Annotated in this window: 16 protein-coding genes and 1 pseudogene; 5 read left to right on the top strand and 12 right to left on the bottom strand. The window is 48.0% G+C overall.

The genetic code is table 11. The features are described from left to right. Nucleotides 1-4 precede the first annotated feature (4 nt). Nucleotides 5-931, bottom strand: coding sequence for an MBL fold metallo-hydrolase (locus tag EGV91_RS09270; RefSeq protein WP_135502909.1), 927 nt, complete (start codon nucleotides 929-931; stop codon nucleotides 5-7). 98 nt (nucleotides 932-1029) lie between these two features. Here EGV91_RS09270 and EGV91_RS09265 point away from each other — a divergent pair, with 98 nt between their 5' ends. Next, a complete protein-coding gene (locus EGV91_RS09265) occupies nucleotides 1030-1881 on the top strand; it encodes an NAD(P)H-hydrate dehydratase (protein ID WP_135502906.1) in 852 nt (283 codons plus the stop codon). A gap of 46 nt (nucleotides 1882-1927) precedes the next feature. Here EGV91_RS09265 and EGV91_RS09260 read toward each other — a convergent pair whose 3' ends face one another. The 5 genes and pseudogenes from EGV91_RS09260 to EGV91_RS09240 all read right to left on the bottom strand — a co-directional run bounded on the left by EGV91_RS09260 (nucleotide 1928) and on the right by EGV91_RS09240 (nucleotide 5337). Further along, entirely contained in the window at nucleotides 1928-2665 is a 738-nt protein-coding gene (locus EGV91_RS09260) for a ZIP family metal transporter (protein ID WP_135502903.1), read from the bottom strand. A 60-nt stretch (nucleotides 2666-2725) separates the two neighbouring features. Continuing rightward, nucleotides 2726-2950: pseudogene (locus tag EGV91_RS09255) on the bottom strand (DUF4260 family protein). Nucleotides 2951-3046: 96 nt separating this feature from the next. Continuing rightward, nucleotides 3047-3586 (bottom strand): SRPBCC family protein, encoded by a 540-nt coding sequence (locus EGV91_RS09250; RefSeq protein ID WP_241666156.1) that lies wholly within the window; start codon nucleotides 3584-3586, stop codon nucleotides 3047-3049. 89 nt (nucleotides 3587-3675) lie between these two features. Then, nucleotides 3676-4581: an MBL fold metallo-hydrolase gene (locus EGV91_RS09245; RefSeq protein ID WP_241666160.1), complete on the bottom strand. Its 906-nt coding sequence runs from the start codon at nucleotides 4579-4581 to the stop codon at nucleotides 3676-3678. 93 nt (nucleotides 4582-4674) lie between these two features. Further along, nucleotides 4675-5337 carry an HAD family hydrolase gene (locus tag EGV91_RS09240; protein ID WP_135502899.1) on the bottom strand — a complete coding sequence of 221 codons (663 nt, stop codon included), beginning with the start codon at nucleotides 5335-5337 and terminating at the stop codon, nucleotides 4675-4677. Nucleotides 5338-5499: 162 nt separating this feature from the next. On the opposite strand from EGV91_RS09240, the gene EGV91_RS09235 reads away from it, so the two are divergent. Both EGV91_RS09235 and EGV91_RS09230 read left to right on the top strand, forming a co-directional pair. Further along, nucleotides 5500-6711, top strand: a complete 1212-nt coding sequence (locus EGV91_RS09235) for an RtcB family protein (RefSeq protein WP_135502897.1) — start codon at nucleotides 5500-5502, stop codon at nucleotides 6709-6711. A gap of 421 nt (nucleotides 6712-7132) precedes the next feature. After that, nucleotides 7133-7831 carry a Na-translocating system protein MpsC family protein gene (locus EGV91_RS09230; RefSeq protein ID WP_241666155.1) on the top strand — a complete coding sequence of 233 codons (699 nt, stop codon included), beginning with the start codon at nucleotides 7133-7135 and terminating at the stop codon, nucleotides 7829-7831. A gap of 47 nt (nucleotides 7832-7878) precedes the next feature. Here the strand turns inward: EGV91_RS09230 and EGV91_RS09225 are convergent, their stop codons facing one another. The 3 genes from EGV91_RS09225 to EGV91_RS09215 form a co-directional block, all read right to left on the bottom strand. Then, nucleotides 7879-8847 (bottom strand): TRM11 family SAM-dependent methyltransferase, encoded by a 969-nt coding sequence (locus tag EGV91_RS09225; RefSeq protein ID WP_241666154.1) that lies wholly within the window; start codon nucleotides 8845-8847, stop codon nucleotides 7879-7881. 132 nt (nucleotides 8848-8979) lie between these two features. Then, complete coding sequence (locus tag EGV91_RS09220; RefSeq protein WP_135502895.1) at nucleotides 8980-9975, bottom strand: bile acid:sodium symporter family protein; 996 nt, start codon at nucleotides 9973-9975, stop codon at nucleotides 8980-8982. Further along, nucleotides 9972-11369: an FAD-binding oxidoreductase gene (locus tag EGV91_RS09215; RefSeq protein ID WP_135502893.1), complete on the bottom strand. Its 1398-nt coding sequence runs from the start codon at nucleotides 11367-11369 to the stop codon at nucleotides 9972-9974. The genes EGV91_RS09220 and EGV91_RS09215 overlap by 4 nt, the downstream gene beginning before the upstream one ends. Nucleotides 11370-11549: 180 nt before the next feature. Between EGV91_RS09215 and EGV91_RS09210 the strand changes: the two genes are divergently transcribed. After that, nucleotides 11550-12245, top strand: a complete 696-nt coding sequence (locus tag EGV91_RS09210) for a FadR/GntR family transcriptional regulator (RefSeq protein WP_135502891.1) — start codon at nucleotides 11550-11552, stop codon at nucleotides 12243-12245. Between the two features lie 61 nt (nucleotides 12246-12306). Here the strand turns inward: EGV91_RS09210 and EGV91_RS09205 are convergent, their stop codons facing one another. Next, entirely contained in the window at nucleotides 12307-13737 is a 1431-nt protein-coding gene (locus EGV91_RS09205; RefSeq protein WP_135502889.1) for a carbon starvation CstA family protein, read from the bottom strand. A gap of 260 nt (nucleotides 13738-13997) precedes the next feature. After that, nucleotides 13998-14699, bottom strand: a complete 702-nt coding sequence (locus tag EGV91_RS09200) for an SGNH/GDSL hydrolase family protein (RefSeq protein ID WP_135502887.1) — start codon at nucleotides 14697-14699, stop codon at nucleotides 13998-14000. 206 nt (nucleotides 14700-14905) lie between these two features. On the opposite strand from EGV91_RS09200, the gene EGV91_RS09195 reads away from it, so the two are divergent. Then, nucleotides 14906-15454 (top strand): TVP38/TMEM64 family protein, encoded by a 549-nt coding sequence (locus EGV91_RS09195; RefSeq protein WP_135502885.1) that lies wholly within the window; start codon nucleotides 14906-14908, stop codon nucleotides 15452-15454. A 72-nt stretch (nucleotides 15455-15526) separates the two neighbouring features. Here EGV91_RS09195 and EGV91_RS09190 read toward each other — a convergent pair whose 3' ends face one another. Beyond that, nucleotides 15527-16069, bottom strand: coding sequence for a divergent PAP2 family protein (locus tag EGV91_RS09190; RefSeq protein ID WP_135502883.1), 543 nt, complete (start codon nucleotides 16067-16069; stop codon nucleotides 15527-15529). Nucleotides 16070-16115 lie beyond the last annotated feature (46 nt).

Raw genomic sequence — 16115 nt, 5'->3', positions numbered from 1 at the left:
GCTTTTATTTCGATAGATAATCCAGCAAGCCCATCGCACTGACTTCCATGTCGACTTTGATGATGCTGTATACGACGTGACTTTCTGGAACGCCCAGCGAACTCAGATGTGTTCGGACCAGTTCCTGCAACCGGGCTGCCAGCTCCTGCGGGCTCTGCTTTTTATCAAATGCGTCCTCTGCCGCTTCGAGGAATTCGACCAGCCACTCACCTGCTTGGCGCAGCGCTTCTTTCGGCTCGGAAGCCATGCCGTAATGGCCATAATAAATAACATCGAAGTTCGCTGCCTGGAAACGGTCGATTGCGAGCTGCATCGCCGCAGGGTCGAATTGGTTCGGCGACGTCGAAGGGAGAAACAGAGGGATGCCGTCCGCGACGAGCTGCTGGTAGCGGATGCCGACTGTATCCCCGGCGAACATGCCGTTGCTGATAGGGTCGTATATGCCGAAATGGTGTTTGGCATGCCCCGGTGTATCCCAGAACTCCAGCGTGCACGCCGGACCGATTTTCAATTGGCCGCCTTCTGCTTTTTCTATCAGCCGATTCTCTGGCACTGGCACGATCGGTTCGAAGAGAGGATCAAATTGCTCGCCGTAGACCATCCGTGCCCCCGCAATCAGCCGGCTCGGGTCCGCTAAATGACGTGCGCCTTTGGGGTGGACAACCACTTTGGCATTCGGGCAATCCTGCAGCAGCAAGCCCGCTCCTCCGGCGTGATCCAAATGGACATGTGTGACGATGATGTATTTTACCTGGTCAAGCGTATAGCCAAGTTCGTCCAGCCCTTGTTTGATATATGGAACCGACGGGCTGGCGCCGGTGTCGATGAGCGTCAGCTCGTCTTCCGCAATGACGTATGTACCGGTACGTTCTTTAACGCCCAGGTCATAGCCGTCAATCAGGTAAATGCGGCTGTTCAATTGTTGGACCATGCGTATTCCCTCCTATGTATGAGATAATCAATAGCAAGAATATTCTACCATTAATCCGATTTAAAATAACGGCTTTACCACCGACAGGAGGATTTTCTATGCCGATACAGGATGGACAGCGGTTATTCTGGACCGCGAAAGATGTCAGCGCCACGCTGCCTGCAAGAGATGACGGCGGGCATAAAGGAACATTCGGAACTGCGTTGCTGCTCGCGAGTACACGCGATATGCCGGGCGCAGCATTGATGGCCGGGCTCGGAGCGATGCGGAGCGGTGTCGGGAAACTGGAAATTGGCACCGATCCGGAAGTCATCAACGGCGTCGTTTCTGCGTTGCCGGAATCGATTTATTTGCGCGAAGGGCTGAGGAAAGTGGGAGCTGGTGAAGTCGAGCTCGAAAGGTACCGGGCGATTGCTGCGGGCCCTGGCGTCCATCCAGACGATGTTACGGAGAAAGCGGTCCAAGCCTTGCTTGCCAGCCCTTGTCCGTTGGTGCTTGACGCCGGGGCGTTGTCGATGCGAAGCTATCCAAAAAGGCACGCCCCTATCATACTCACCCCCCATCCGCTCGAATTTTCACGGATCACCGGCATCGTCAAAGAAGATTTGGCGGAAAACCGCGTCTTCCATGCCGTTTCATTCGCCAAAAAATGGGGTGTTGCAATTGTCTTAAAAGGGAATCACACAATCATCGCTTTCCCGGATGGCGACGTCCGCATCAATCCAACCGGCAACGCCGCTTTGTCTAAAGGCGGCACCGGCGACACGCTGGCCGGCATGATTTTGGGCATGCTGTGCTGCCACGATAATTGGCGGCACGCCGTGCTGAACGCCGTCTATCTTCACGGAGCTTGTGCGGATAAATGGGTTGAGACGCGTTCTGCCCATACGATGCTCGCGCATGAAATCACGTCGCTGCTGCCGGAAGTATGGAAATCGTTCGAGCATTGACTAGGATTATCATGCTGAGCTGAGTGAAGCGAAAATCCCTTTGTCTTTAATGCAAAATCAAAGCGATAAAAAATCCGCATGCGGTTAGGAATCCGACAATTGGCCCTGCTTTTACATAGGCTTCCGGCAACATGGTTGCTGACACCATCGCAATGATGGCTCCAGCTGCAAATGAAGCCAAAATGGCTTGTGTATCAACTGACGCCTGTGCCAAGAACGTAAAACCCAGCAAAGAACTGACAGCCGATGCAATCAGCACCGCAAGCCACATCAACAGAATCCGGGCGATGCCATATCCGCTTTTTTTCAATCCGGATGCACTGGAAATCCCTTCCGGCAAATTGCTGATGAAAATCGCCGCTATCAAAACGGCACTCACTTTCCCTTCGTGGACTAAGCTCAAGCCGATTATCGCAGTTTCGGGTATTGCATCCATCACGGTCCCGATAAAGATCGCCAAGCCTGAACCGGTCGCTGCAGCGTTCGGGGCATCTTTGCCATGTCCCGAACGCTTCCGGTGGAGGCCGCCTTTGTGGCTGATGATGATATCGATGGCCGCAAACAACGCTGCTCCGCCCAGAAAGCCAAGTGCAATATCCAGGATGGTTCCGATTGCCAATGCCTCTCCAAGAAGTCCATAAACCACAGCCCCGATCAGCGTACCTGTACCCAAAGCCATGACGCCGGCAATGATGCGCTGGTTCAGCGGCAGCCAAAGCACCAATAAAGCCCCAAGCAAATTTGCCGATCCGGCCAACGCTCCCCAGAACAATGCTTGCTCCATCCCATAGCCTCCTCATCCTTTTCAGGCATCTTGCAATAATGCTGTAAAAATATCCTGCATTTAAAGCCGCTGTGTATGGGTGCCTTTAAAGCCGGTTTCGTATTTCAGTCCGTAGCCCAGCATACGGTCTATACCGATATGGACCAGCTAGATAAAACTCACCAGCAATAGCCAGTCAACCGAAAGAAAAAGCCCTAAAAAGACCAGCAATAAAAGCGTAATGTATGTGTGGGCGGCGTTGTAGACGTATGCATCCACTTTTTGGCTGATGGCATAAGCAGCCATCGAAACATCCGGCACAAACAATAGCAAAACGAACTATACCCAGCTGGACCGTTTGAAAAATACAAATAAGTCTCCAATGCGCCCACTGTAAACCCTTCAAGCTTGATCAATAGACTGTTCAATGTCTATCCCTCCATTTCCTGTTGGGAAGTTCGATTTCTTCATAGCCTCCATCCACTCATTTTCCATTTGCTCAGCCTTGTTCTTTAGCGCAACCGCCCGATCAACAATAAAATGTTCCATGTATGCTGCTAAAAACAATTTATCCGCCAGCTTCCCAAGAATGCCTAACGGGGACTTGTAGACAAACTTGTCCTTCATCAGCGTACCGCTGCCGCTTTCACTAAACTCGTGTGTGTGGATAAAAGAATGGAACGCTCCTTTAACCATGGCGTCATTGAATCTATACGGTTTTTCCATGTCGATTATTCTGGCTGTCAGTTGCTGCTTCCTCCCAAAGTGGACAGCTTCCCAAGTTACTTCGTCGCCTTTTTCCATTCTTCCTGACAGTACCCCCGCAATTGCCTTTTCTTTCGTGCGGGAAGCCGTTTCCATATGGATGTCTACATCACGAGCGAGATCAAAACAAATGCGGATAGGCGCTTCAATGTAGATTTCGTGGACGATGCTTGGCATTATTGTACCTCCTCACTGTTTTATCTATTATAGATTCTGTTGCGGCAGCCGCTTTTCCTTTCGAAAATCGGAGCTTTCACTCAATGCCGTCAAATGTTGGATTCATAGAAATTGTAAACCGTGGTGAGGTTACGCTTGATCCCCTGTACTCCCTTCCAGTTATTGTACTTTTCAGGCGTAATGAAGCCCTCAAGGAATTCTTCCAACGCAAAAGCGGAAAGATGCGCCCTTTTTCCAGCATCGATCAGCATGGATAAGTAATCAATCATGGCATCAATCTGTTGGCCGTTCCCCACTTCGCCGTGCCCTGGCAAAATAGCCAGCATATCCATGGTTTTTACTCGTTCAAGAATAGATAAAAATGCATCCGGGTTAAAAATCGGCAAATGCAAATCTTCCGTAATCAGATCCCCCATAAAGGCAGCTTTTTCCTGTGGAACGTAAAGGAAAGCGTCACTTACAGAATGGCCGCCGCCCCAACAATGCAATTCCACATCACGCATAGTGCCATGAATTTTCAAGGTTTTTTCGAATGTCAGCGACGGTAAAACCAGTTCCAAATTTGGCAGTTCCTCCAATAGCTTTGACATCTCTCTAAACTGATTTGTTAAGCTGCTTTTGATTGCAGGATTTTCCTCAACTAAAATTTGGAGAGCCAGCTCTCTTAAATAGTGTTCAGTTTCCTGTTGTTCTTTATCCCTGTCGCCGATGGCATTCTTTTCACTGATCCATTCTTTTGTAGTTGCCGTGGAGATGATCACTTGTTCTTTAAAAGTTTGATTGCCGAATACGTGATCGCCATGAAAATGGCTGTTGACAAGGTAAGCCACTTTTTTCCCTGTCAGTTTTTCTGCTTGATTTTTAAGTTTCCGAGACGCAGAAGGCGTATTGAACGCATCAAACACCAATAGTTCGGTTCCGAGATCGACAAACCCGGCATTGCTCCAAGCTCCGCTTCCAGGTTTTGCAATTGCCGCAAACATCCCATCAGCCATTTCTTGCAATGTGAAAAATGCCGTTTCCCGTAAAACTCTCACTTTTAGACCACTCCTTCTGTGCAGTTTGATTTTATGTAAATAGGCATTAACTCAAATTTCCAAATGCACTTTAGACATCAATTGCTTCAGCTCCAGTAAATCCTCTATAACAAAATCCGCTTGCGCCAATTCTTCTTCCTGTGCAAAATCAAACCGGCAGCCAATCGCTGTTAATCCATTGGCTTTTGCTGCATCGATATCAGACAGGCGGTCGCCAATGACCGCTCCGCTATCGATGCCATATTTTCCAATGATCGATTTGACCAAATCCCCTTTATCCATTGAAGTGATCTGCTGAATGCTGAAGGTTTCCGTTACCCATTGATCCAAGACGTAAAATTTCACGATTGCCGCTAGGTATGCCGACTGGCCATTGCTGGCTATGTAAATGGGATGCCCTTGACTCTTCAAATGTGCGAACAGCTCTTCCACATTCGGGTATAAAGCGCCGTTCCCTTCTTCGATATTTTCAATCAACCGTTCGTGAAAAAACTCGTTTGCTTGATGGCGTATGCTATCCGAGTGTTCCGGCAGCAGCGTTTCCCATACCTTCGGCAGCGGGACTCCCATTATTGCCCGGTATTGTTCAATCGGCGTTTCGGAATCCCATCTATTCAATGATCTTAATCGGTCAAACACATCTGCCAGCGACTGTTCCAAGATTTTATCGGTTTGAAAAAGTGTTCCGTCCATGTCAAAAATGAATGATGCCATAAGTACCTCCATTTATTTAATATAATTTTTAAATACAGTTTTCATACACCTTACAAGTCATTCTTCAGTCACCCGACTGCAGTTTAAGCCTTTTATGTTTGCTGAAAAGGAGTTTGCAAAATTTTGTAGAAATAAATAATACAGTAAGAAAGGTTGGGAATCATGAAGATCATTAAAGGAAAATACAGCGATGCAAAAGTTTTTACCCAAAATATCGATGACATGACAGTCGCGCAGATTGAAGGTTTTTTGAACGAAGAAGTGACACATAACGCAAATGTCCGGATCATGCCGGACTGCCATGCCGGCGTAGGTGCGGTCATTGGCACAACGATGAAAGTGACGGAGCGGGTTATTCCGAATCTTGTCGGCGTCGACATCGGCTGCGGCATGCTGTGCGTCGAAGTACAAAAACAGGACATTGATTTTGCAAAGCTCGATGGCACCATCCGGGCATCGGTGCCTTCCGGCCAATCCATCCGCTCTTCCGCCCACCCGTTTATCGGCCATATCGAGCTGGAAAAAGTGCTGGCTCCGTTTTCAGAAGAAACTGCAGTCCATTCCCTTGGCACGCTCGGCGGCGGCAATCATTTTATCGAAATGAACGAGGCGGAAGATGGCAGAACGTTCTTGGTCATCCACTCGGGAAGCCGCCACTTGGGAGCAAAAGTCGCGAATTACCACCAAAAGAAAGCTGTCGAAAGCCTAAGCACGGATAAAGAAGGCTTGGATGGATTGATTGCGCAATTGAAGCGTGAAGGGCGACATAAAGAAATCCATACTGCTATCAAGTCCTATAAATCCACCCTGCCAGACGTTCCGAAAGACCTCGCATATTTGCAGGGCGCGCTGATGGAGAATTACTTCAACGATTTAAAGATTGCCCAGGAATATGCTAAATGGAACCGTGCCACGATGGTACAGGTCTTGCTGGAAGAGATGAATTTCAAAGAGATCGGCCGGATCGACACGGTCCATAATTACATTGATTTGGAGCACATGATTTTGCGCAAAGGCGCCATATCCGCCAGAAAAGATGAAATGGTCTTGATTCCAATCAATATGCGGGACGGTTCACTGCTCGCTAAAGGCAAAGGCAACGACGATTGGAATCAGTCCGGACCGCACGGTGCAGGCCGTATCCTTTCGAGAACGAAAGCCAAACAAGTTCTTCAATTGGGTGATTTCACCAATACGATGAAAGGCGTCTACACCACGAGTGTGAACCAGGATACAATCGATGAGTCGCCATTCGCTTATAAAACAATGCAGGAAATCATCCATAACACACAGGACACAATCGAGATCCAGTCGATCTTAAAACCCCTTTATAATTTCAAAGCGGCGGAATTTCAAGGATGGCGCCGAAAGTAAGCAAAAGAGCGGCAGGCGAGCCGCTCTTTTTTTTCATATGTTTTTTGCAGCAATGCCTTCGCCAGGATCAATCAGATACAAGCTGCTCTTGAGAATCAGCATGCATTTGATTTTCAAGCTCCCGCTTCTGTACAATTCCCATTCCGCACCCGTGTACGCCTATTTTCATTCCATCACTAAACGCTCTTTTAATTATTTAATAGTTTGAGCAATTCCATTTATTTTAACACTAAATTTTGGGAATTGAACAGAAAAATTACAAATAAAGACATGTGATATTCCATTCATTTTCAAAGCCGGTTAATTCCTCGTGCGCCGCAATGCCCAAATTAACGTGCTGATTTCTTTCTCAGCCTTGTTTACGTTATAATGATAGCGAGTGAATTTCATTTAGAAGACCCATTAATGTCAGGAGGACATAATGATGCCAGAGGAAAAAACACTGCACGCAGAAATCAGCAGTTATATATCCACATTGCTGCGTACGAACTTCGGCAAAGGCCCGACGTCAGTTTATGTGAGCGTGAAACGTCCTTATATCACCGTCCATTTCCGGGGATTCATGGCCCCGATGGAAGCGATTCTCATGAAGCAGAATGAGTCGAAGCGAATTTTGGAAACACGGAGTTTGATGATGAATGATCTGCGGCAGGAAATCAAATTGCAATTCCTGAAAATCGCCGATTTGGATATCAAAGATATCTACGCGGATTGGGATTTGGAGAAAAAAACCGGCATGATTATTGCCATCCTTGACGAGGAGCCTTCAGAGGTGTTCGAATGGCCCGATGACATCGATCAAAAAGAATTCGAGGAAAAAGTCGATCTTGCCAGCTTGAAAGCGGAGAAGATTCCGGAAAAGACAGAATCGTTTTGGCTGAATGACCGCACCATCCTGGTGAAGCGTACCGGGATTCTGGTACGCATCGAAAAGGAACTGATCCGCAACGGCTTTGTTGAAGAACTGAAAGTGACGAAACGGCCGTTGGAACGGCAGGTCATGCAAGAAGTCCAAATCGAATCGGTTTTAAACAGAGCTGTTTCGGAAATCTTCATTGACTGGAATTTCGATGAAGATATCAGTTACATCGCCTTAATGCTCGAACCGAAATCTTCTTAAAAACAGAAAAAGACGATGTGTGCCATGGATTGGCGCACATCGTCTTTTTATCGAGCCGGCCTTTTGAGGCATACGACGATTTCACGGGTGAAGCCTGCTTTCTTAGCGATGCAGCGGTCGATAATATCGAAGCCTGCAGCGTCGATCATCGGGTCAAGATTGTCCATCGTGACCAAGACCATTTTATCGGCAAAATCAGCAGCATGCGTTAAAATCGACAGTTGGTCAGCAGAAGACGTACTGGTGAAGAGGTTGTATGGCATATCGATGATTGCAACATCATAGTGGCTGGAAACATCCGAAATCGGACCATGGCCCACTTCCCCGCTCAAGCCAAAATGGGCGATGTTTTCAATCGAGCCATCCACAACAAGCGGGTTCAGGTCTCTGCCGACGATGTCCATGCCCATCGACAAGCCTTCAACCAAAACTGTGCCAATTCCGCAGCAAGGATCGATTGCACGGACGCCGGATATTTTGGGTACGGCGATATTCGCCACGGCGCGTGCCACTTTGGTGCTGAGAGCAGTTGAATACTGCCGGGGCTTTTTCAAATGCTTGAACCAAATGGCTTCAGCTGCTGTGTAATAGCCGAAATACCAGCGGCCGCCAAGCGGCATCAGCCCGAAAATGACATCGGGTTCGTGCATATCTGCTGTGCCTTCGATCGCTTGGCCGATCCGGTGTTCTATCGAGCGCTTTTCCTGGTACTCGACTTTAGCAGTTCCGGACAGCCCGTTGATTTTTACAAAAAGCACTTTAAAGCGCTGCTGGCCCATGTGGATGGCTTTGAGCTGCTCGATGAGCCCGTCCAATTGGTCATCTTCATACAGCACTTCGATGCGTTCTTTAATGAATGGGCTTCGGCTTGGGTCGAGGCTTCGCTGGCTTTTCACTATTTTACGGCTTGTATCTTCCCCGAACAAGGCACGCATTTCCAAAAAACACAAGGCTTCTTCATCAGGCGTATAGGCATATGTGTAAATGAATTCGTTGTCTAATGTGGGTAGAGTCAATATGGGTTCCCGTCCTTCTCGTTGCGCTATTTCACTTATGATCGCCTTTCAATTATATAGCTATCACCACAAAATTGCTCTTTTATCCGGCCAAAGAAAAACCTCCCGTCAGCAACGGGAGGAAATAAATCGTTATTTGCCGCTTTTCAATTCGGCAGGTGCTGCTTGAAGATTGCGTTTCCGCTGTTTTGCTGTTTCAGTTCCGGCCGGCTTTTTGGACCAGATCGTCGCCAGGATCGGACCGGAGATATTATGCCAGATTGCGCCCCAAACGCTTGGAAGTGCAGCAAGCGGGCTGAAATGCGCTGTCGCAAGCGCGACACCCAAACCGGAGTTCTGCATGCCGACTTCAAGTGAGATTGCCCGGCGGTCATTCTCGCTGAGCCCCATGGCAGTGGCAATGGCATACCCTAACAGCAAGCCGACACCGTTATGCAGGAACACCGCCAGGAACACCACGAATCCTGCGCTAATGACGTTAGCAGCGTTAGCCGCAGTAACTGCTGAAACGATGATCAAAATCGCCGCAACCGAGATGAGCGGGACAATCGCGATGCTTTTGCCGACGATAACCGGGAAGAAACGTTGGACAAGCAAGCCTAATGCAATCGGGATGATGATCACCTGGATGATGGACATGAACATAGAAACCGGATCAACCGGCAGCCATTGCCCCGCCAATAGCAAGAGCAATAATGGCGTCATGATCGGAGCCATCAACGTCGAAAGCGATGTCATCGCAACCGATAGCGCCAAATTCCCTTTCGCCAGATACACCATGACGTTCGAAGCGGTCCCGCCTGGCACACAGCCAAGCAAGACAAGCCCTGCAGCAAGTTCAGGAGGCAGCTGCAACAAGTATGCAATGGCAAAAGCGGCCAATGGCATCACGACAAATTGAGCGGCTACACCGATCAATACCGGAATTGGATTCGTCAAGACGATTTTAAAATCGACAGGCTTTAATGTCAGTCCCATACCGAACATGACCACTCCGAGCAAGATGGCGATGTATGCGCCGAAGCCGAGAAACGGTTCAGGCACCAAAAAAGCGATGACTGCGATTAAAATGACCCAAACGGCAAAATATTTACCTGCAAATGCGCTGATCGTTTCCAGCATTTTCATAGAACTGCCCCCTTCGTTTCTGGTTTCACATTTTTATACGGATTCAATAGATTGTCCGGATCCAATGCTTGTTTGATTTTTTCCATGACTTGCAGGGCTGCACCGTGCTCTTGGAGCTGGTATTTCTGCTTGCCGATGCCGACGCCGTGTTCACCTGTGCACGTACCGCCGCGCTCAAGTGCGTAAAGGACGATGCGTTCATTGAATTCCTGCGCTTTCGCCACTTCCACAGCATCATTCATGTCCATCATCAGCAAGGTATGAAAATTGCCGTCTCCGACATGTCCCACGATTCCGCCGGTCAAGCCGAGTGTATTCAGGTTTTCGCGCGCATGGCGTACAGCGCCAGCGAGTGCTGAAATCGGCAGGCAGACATCGGTCACCATCATCTTTTTACCGGGGTAGCCATGGATATAAGCGTATGCCAGATTATGGCGTGCTTCCCATAAACGGTTGCGAGCCGCGTTGTCAGTCTCGAATTCGATTTCTTCACAGCCATGCCCGTGGACGATTTCTTCCATGAACTCGACATCTTGTTTCAAACCGGCTTCATTTCCGTGAAATTCCAAAAACAATGCCGGTTTTTCTGGATATGCGGTATCGCTGAATTTATTCGCTTGGCGGATCGATTCTTCGTCAACCAATTCAACGCGCGCCACTGGAATGCCTGCCTGCAAGATCGAGACAACCGCTTCCACTGCGTCATTGACCGTCGGGAACGAGGCACGCGCCGCCGTGACATGCTCCGGAATGCCATAAACCCGCAGCGTCATCTCTGTAAAGCAGCCGAGTGTCCCTTCAGAACCGGTAAACAATCCGTTCAGATGGAGGCCTGAAGACGATTTCGCTGCCATGCTGCCGGTGTGGATGATGGTGCCATCCGCCAGCACGACTTCCAGATCCCTTACCTGGTCGCGCATGACTCCGTATTTGACTGAAGTAGTGCCGCTCGCATTCGTCGCCACCATGCCGCCAAGCGTCGCATCCGCTCCGGGGTCGACCGAGAAGAACAAGCCATATTTCTTCAGTTCCTTATTCAATTGCGTGCGGGTGACCCCTGGCTGTACTTTCACCAGAAAATCCTTTTCATAGACTGCCAATACTTTGTCCATGAGCGAGAAATCGATCGTGATGCCCCCGGTAACCGGGATGACATGTCCTTCCAAACTCGATCCCAAACCGAATGGGATGACAGGTACTTGAAATTGCTTTGAAACTTTCATAATACGGCTGACTTGCTCTGCCGTTTCCGGAAAAACAACGACGTCCGGCAATTGCTGGCCGTGGTAAGATTCATCTCTGCCGTGAAGTTCCCGGACAGTTTCGTTGACCGTCACCTGTTCGCTTGTCAGAAAAGCTGTTAATGCCGTTAACGCCTCTTGAATATTCGCCATGCTGTTCCGCTCCTTACGTGTACATAATTATGGATGAAAGCGCTTATGCAAAATTGGTCCAACCAATAGAGTTCATTATACATAATTGTCTGAAAAATTCAATACAAATTTTCTGACATTGATTATTCTGTCAACCATTGTTAAGGTTTAATCAGTAAAAGCGTTTAAGGAGAGGTTCTAATGAACGCACCAAAAAGGAAAACTTATGAACTGATCGTTGAAAAAATAGAACTTTTCTTTATCGAAGAGAACATGGCACCGGGAGACCGCCTCCCTTCAGAACGGGAATTGTCGAGCCGGTTCGGCGTTAGCCGCACATCGGTCAGAGAAGCGCTAAAAGCTTTGCAGATGGCAGGTTCAGTGGAAATCCGGCATGGCGGAGGTAGCTACATCAAAACGCCTGAAGTGGCGATGCTGGGCAGGCAGCTGGGCTCGCTGATTGAAAAAACCGAAAGCCATCTGGTGCATGAAATGCTTGAATTGCGCCGTGCGCTGGAAGTCGAATCAGCATCACTGGCAGCCCAGCGCGCGGGCGAAGAAAACCTTCAAGGCATGCGCCGTGCGCTGGCGCACATGCATGATTCTTTTAACGATGAAGAGTCCGGCGTTCAAGCTGACGTGGATTTCCATATGCAGATCGTCCGGGCCTCGCGGAATCCTTTGCTGATTGAAATGGTGGAGACGCTTGCCAATAGACTCGAAGATACTATTCGTGCAACGCGGCGCCATCGATTCACAGATGCCAGCCGTCACGCTGATACTTACGCTGAACATTACGAAATCTATGCAGCTATTGCCCAACAAGACCCGCAGCGCGCAAAAAAGTTGATGGAGCAGCACATTGACCGGATCATGCTTGAACTGGACACGCATTGACAGCCAATTGCACAATTTCTGCCCAAATTAAAAAGCGGACTCAGCTGAGTCCGCTTTTTGCTTATTCCACAACCACAGAAGTTTTAACATCGTTAACGCGATTCTGGCGCGCTTTCGCGTAAAACATTCCGATAATGGCTGCTGTCAGGAATATTCCTATGATGTAGGAAACATTCAAATCAAGGTTAAACCCGATTTTCTGATTCAGGATATAGACAAATACCATGTACGTGATAAAGACGGCAGGGGCCATCGACACCAGGTAGTTTTTACCTTGAATGTACAAGTACATCGTCGCAATCCACAATGCGATTGATGCGGTTGCTTGGTTCGCCCATGAGAAATAACGCCACAGCAAATTGAAATCGATTTGCGTCAGAATCAGCGAGATTGCGAAAAGCGGCACGGCAATGATTAAGCGTTTCATGATTTTCTGCTGATCCAATTTGATATAATCCGCAATGATTGAACGCGCAGCGCGGAAAGCGGTATCTCCCGAAGTGATTGGCAGTACGATTGCTCCTAGAACAGCAATCGTCCCCCCGACCGCTCCGAGCAATGTCATGGAAACTTCGTTGACGACTGCCGAAGGCGTTCCTGAAGAAATGAGGCCGCTCAAACTTTGGCCATCGAAAATACTCATAGCGGCAGCTGCCCAGATCATCGCAATGATCGCTTCAGCAATCATCATGCCGTAGAAAATGTAACGGCCTTGTGATTCGTTTTGCGTTGTGCGGGAAATGATCGGCGATTGTGTTGCGTGGAAACCGGACAGCGCCCCGCAAGTAATCGTGAAGAACAAAATCGGGAAAATCGGCAAGTTCCCCGGATGCATATTCGTCAATGACAATTCAGGGATTTTGTAATCCGAGAACAACAAGCCGATGCCGACGCCGAACGTCCCGAGCAAAAGAATGGCTCCGAAATACGGATACAGGCGGCCGATAATTTTGTCGATCGGCAATACTGTCGACAGGAAATAATAAACGAAGATCACTCCGATCAGCACGCCGACCGCTACTTTGCCGTCCATTAAAATGGACAATAGCGATGCCGGCGTCGTAACGAAGACGGTACCGACCAATAACAGCAGCAATAAAGCGAAAAAGTTAACAACATGTTTGGAAGCTTGCCCCAAAAATTTGCCCGCAAGTTCTGGTATATGCGCCCCTTTATTGCGAATCGAAATCATGCCCGTCAAATAGTCATGCACGGCACCGGCAAAAATGGAACCGAGGACAATCCATAAAAACGCGACTGGGCCGTACAATGCACCCATGATAGGACCGAAAATCGGTCCTGTTCCGGCGATATTCAGTAATTGGATCATGGCATTCTTGTGTTTGTTCATTGGCACGAAATCGATGCCGTCGCGGTTAGCGTAGGCCGGTGTTTTTCTCGACTCAGCTGGTCCGAATAATTTTTCTATGTATTTGCCGTAAGTGAAATACGCCGCGACCAAAATAACAATCGATGCTAAAAACGTGATCATTTTGTCACCCCTTATCTTATTGGTTTCAGAATAGAACTTCGATGAGTCTGAGAAGCCGTAATCGCTTACAAAACGCCATGCCTAAAAGTAAATTCGCTCTTGTATGGACTCTGGCCATTTGCCCAGTCATGCCATCGTAATTTTATCTGCAAACATTTTATTATGTTATTACTATAATTTAAAATAGTCAATATTCTTTTTATTCGCACGAAAAAAAACAGCCGCCCATGGAAGTTGGCGGCTGGCAGGGAAATTTTCTTTTAATTTGACTGCTGCAATTCATCGAGCTCATGGATATCGTAGCCGGTGGCAGCCAATGTTTTCAGCAAAAGTTCGTGCATGATTTTATAGCCTTCATCATTCGGATGGATATCATCCAGCCAGATGGCGGTGTTCTTGCCCATCGGTTGGGTTCGGGAAATAATGATGCCTTCTTCGCCGATTGCCTTATTCCACACACGCAGCATGATGCCAGTGAAACCGAAATACTGCACTTCTTTTTTCATTGAATTGTACAAATCGTTTTGGACGATAAGCGCTTCACGATTCAATTCACGGATGTGGCGGTAAATGGCCAAAAGATTATTGCGGTATGTCCGCCGGATGCCCGCAAATTGGCGGATCAGTCCTTTTGCCCCTGCTCCGTGGAAGCCGCGAAGCAAGTCGTTGCCGCCGATGTTCAACAGCACCAAATCCGCCTTGCTGATATGGTGGTTCCATCTGCTGGAACTGAGCCGGTCAATCAGTCCGTTGCTCGTCAGGCCATTGATGCCGAGATTGATCACATTGCTGTCCGGAAATGTTTCTTTCAAATATGTGGCAATCCCGCCTCTCGTGCCATAGCCATAGGCAACCGAATCCCCCAAGATTACAATATGCTTAAGGCGCAAGCCTTTTTTCGTCCCTCCGGAAGACGATGCGGCTCCATTTCGGAGAGGATAAAAGCGTCGGCTCTTTATCATACGCACACTTCCCTTCTTTGTTCGATATCCTTATTTTAACATAATGAAGAGATTTCTACGATTATTCCGCTTCGTTATGCAAGCCGCTTTTTTTACTTTCTCCCATACTTGGCGTAACATTTGGTAAGGAGCATTAAATGGATGTTAAAAATTCTCTCTGCAATAAACACTTTGTTGATAAACACAAAAAGACTGGAGCACGCTTTATGGAAAATTTCCTGCTGGATCTGGAATCCACTATCACCGAAATGGGTTGGCTTGCGCCGCCTCTTTTCATCTTGCTCCATTTGCTTCGGCCTCTGTTATTTTTGCCGGTAATTGTCGTATGCATAGCTGGCGGCGTCCTTTTCGGCTTTGTGCAAGGCTCTATTTATAACTTTATCGGCTTAGCATTGATGAACTACTTTTTTTATCTTTTTATTCGCAAATTCCCGAAATTCGAACAGAAGATTCGTTCCTTGAAAAACAAAGTGCTGCCTGGCAGAACCATTTCCGTAGGCCAAGTAATGATTCTGCGGATAATGCCCTTTGTCCATTTCCACCTGTTGTCGTTATACTTGATGGAAATGACGAAAAATTTCAAGGAATACATGTATTTTTCCCTTCTCGGAGTCATTTTGCCTGCAATTATCTACACAGCATTCGGCGAGGCCATTTCAGAAATGCCTTGGTACTTGACCTTAGGGATGATCCTTATGCTGGCAGGCTTGTATGCGCTCCTTGGCAAAATGCATAAATTCAGGCTGCCTTTATAGCCTTGTTCTTACTTGGAATAAAATCAAAAAACGCGTCCCCTTATGATACGGGACGCGTTTTTTGGTATTGTTTTAAGAACGGCGTTTTCTTTCAGCAAGTTCGTAGCGGGCCCCGGACTTCTTGCGTGCCCGCCTCTTTTGACGGCGTTCGTCATTTTCGATTTTCGCTGACAGCAAGCCGACCATTGTGCCGAATAATGCGCCGCCCAACACTTCGATCGGCTGGTGGCCCAAAAGCTCTTTCAGCTCGCTGTCGCGCTTTTCAAATTCAAGGCTCGGAAAATCTCCGCTCAATGTAACAAAGCTGTCTTCCAGGTCGTTGACAAGCCGTGCAATCTCACCGGTATGGCGGCGGATCCCTTGGGCATCATACATGACGATGGTGCCGAATATGACGGCTAAGGCTGTTTCCGTATGGCCCGTCCCTTTATTTGCAGCCACATAGGAAGCAAGCGCAGAAACGCCGGCCGAATGCGAACTTGGCATGCCGCCTGTTGTAAACGCCTGTTTCAAGTCCCAACGGCCTGATAATTTTTTATGCGTTACGATTTTCAATGCTTGGGCTATCCCAATTGCTGATAATGATGTAATGATTCCTCTGTTCATTGTGTCCATAAATAATTCCCCCACTTTTCAATCCTATAATCGATTTTAATTTTTC

This window comes from Planococcus koreensis (genome assembly GCF_004761975.1).
GTDB classification, from domain to species: Bacteria; Bacillota; Bacilli; order Bacillales_A; family Planococcaceae; genus Planococcus; species Planococcus koreensis.
This window is presented reverse-complemented; position numbering and strand designations above follow the sequence as displayed.

Excerpts from the sequence above, each read along its gene's own strand:
- EGV91_RS09190 (WP_135502883.1), bottom strand. The coding sequence starts at position 16,069 with ATGGACACAATGAACAGAGGAATCATTACATCATTATCAGCAATTGGG.
- EGV91_RS09230 (WP_241666155.1), top strand. The coding sequence starts at position 7,133 with ATGATGCCAGAGGAAAAAACACTGCACGCAGAAATCAGCAGTTATATA.
- EGV91_RS09210 (WP_135502891.1), top strand. The coding sequence starts at position 11,550 with ATGAACGCACCAAAAAGGAAAACTTATGAACTGATCGTTGAAAAAATA.
- EGV91_RS09240 (WP_135502899.1), bottom strand. The coding sequence starts at position 5,337 with ATGGCATCATTCATTTTTGACATGGACGGAACACTTTTTCAAACCGAT.
- EGV91_RS09195 (WP_135502885.1), top strand. The coding sequence starts at position 14,906 with ATGGAAAATTTCCTGCTGGATCTGGAATCCACTATCACCGAAATGGGT.
- EGV91_RS09260 (WP_135502903.1), bottom strand. The coding sequence starts at position 2,665 with ATGGAGCAAGCATTGTTCTGGGGAGCGTTGGCCGGATCGGCAAATTTG.
- EGV91_RS09215 (WP_135502893.1), bottom strand. The coding sequence starts at position 11,369 with ATGGCGAATATTCAAGAGGCGTTAACGGCATTAACAGCTTTTCTGACA.
- EGV91_RS09235 (WP_135502897.1), top strand. The coding sequence starts at position 5,500 with ATGAAGATCATTAAAGGAAAATACAGCGATGCAAAAGTTTTTACCCAA.
- EGV91_RS09220 (WP_135502895.1), bottom strand. The coding sequence starts at position 9,975 with ATGAAAATGCTGGAAACGATCAGCGCATTTGCAGGTAAATATTTTGCC.
- EGV91_RS09200 (WP_135502887.1), bottom strand. The coding sequence starts at position 14,699 with ATGATAAAGAGCCGACGCTTTTATCCTCTCCGAAATGGAGCCGCATCG.
- EGV91_RS09250 (WP_241666156.1), bottom strand. The coding sequence starts at position 3,586 with ATGCCAAGCATCGTCCACGAAATCTACATTGAAGCGCCTATCCGCATT.
- EGV91_RS09270 (WP_135502909.1), bottom strand. The coding sequence starts at position 931 with ATGGTCCAACAATTGAACAGCCGCATTTACCTGATTGACGGCTATGAC.
- EGV91_RS09245 (WP_241666160.1), bottom strand. The coding sequence starts at position 4,581 with ATGGCTGATGGGATGTTTGCGGCAATTGCAAAACCTGGAAGCGGAGCT.
- EGV91_RS09265 (WP_135502906.1), top strand. The coding sequence starts at position 1,030 with ATGCCGATACAGGATGGACAGCGGTTATTCTGGACCGCGAAAGATGTC.
- EGV91_RS09205 (WP_135502889.1), bottom strand. The coding sequence starts at position 13,737 with ATGATCACGTTTTTAGCATCGATTGTTATTTTGGTCGCGGCGTATTTC.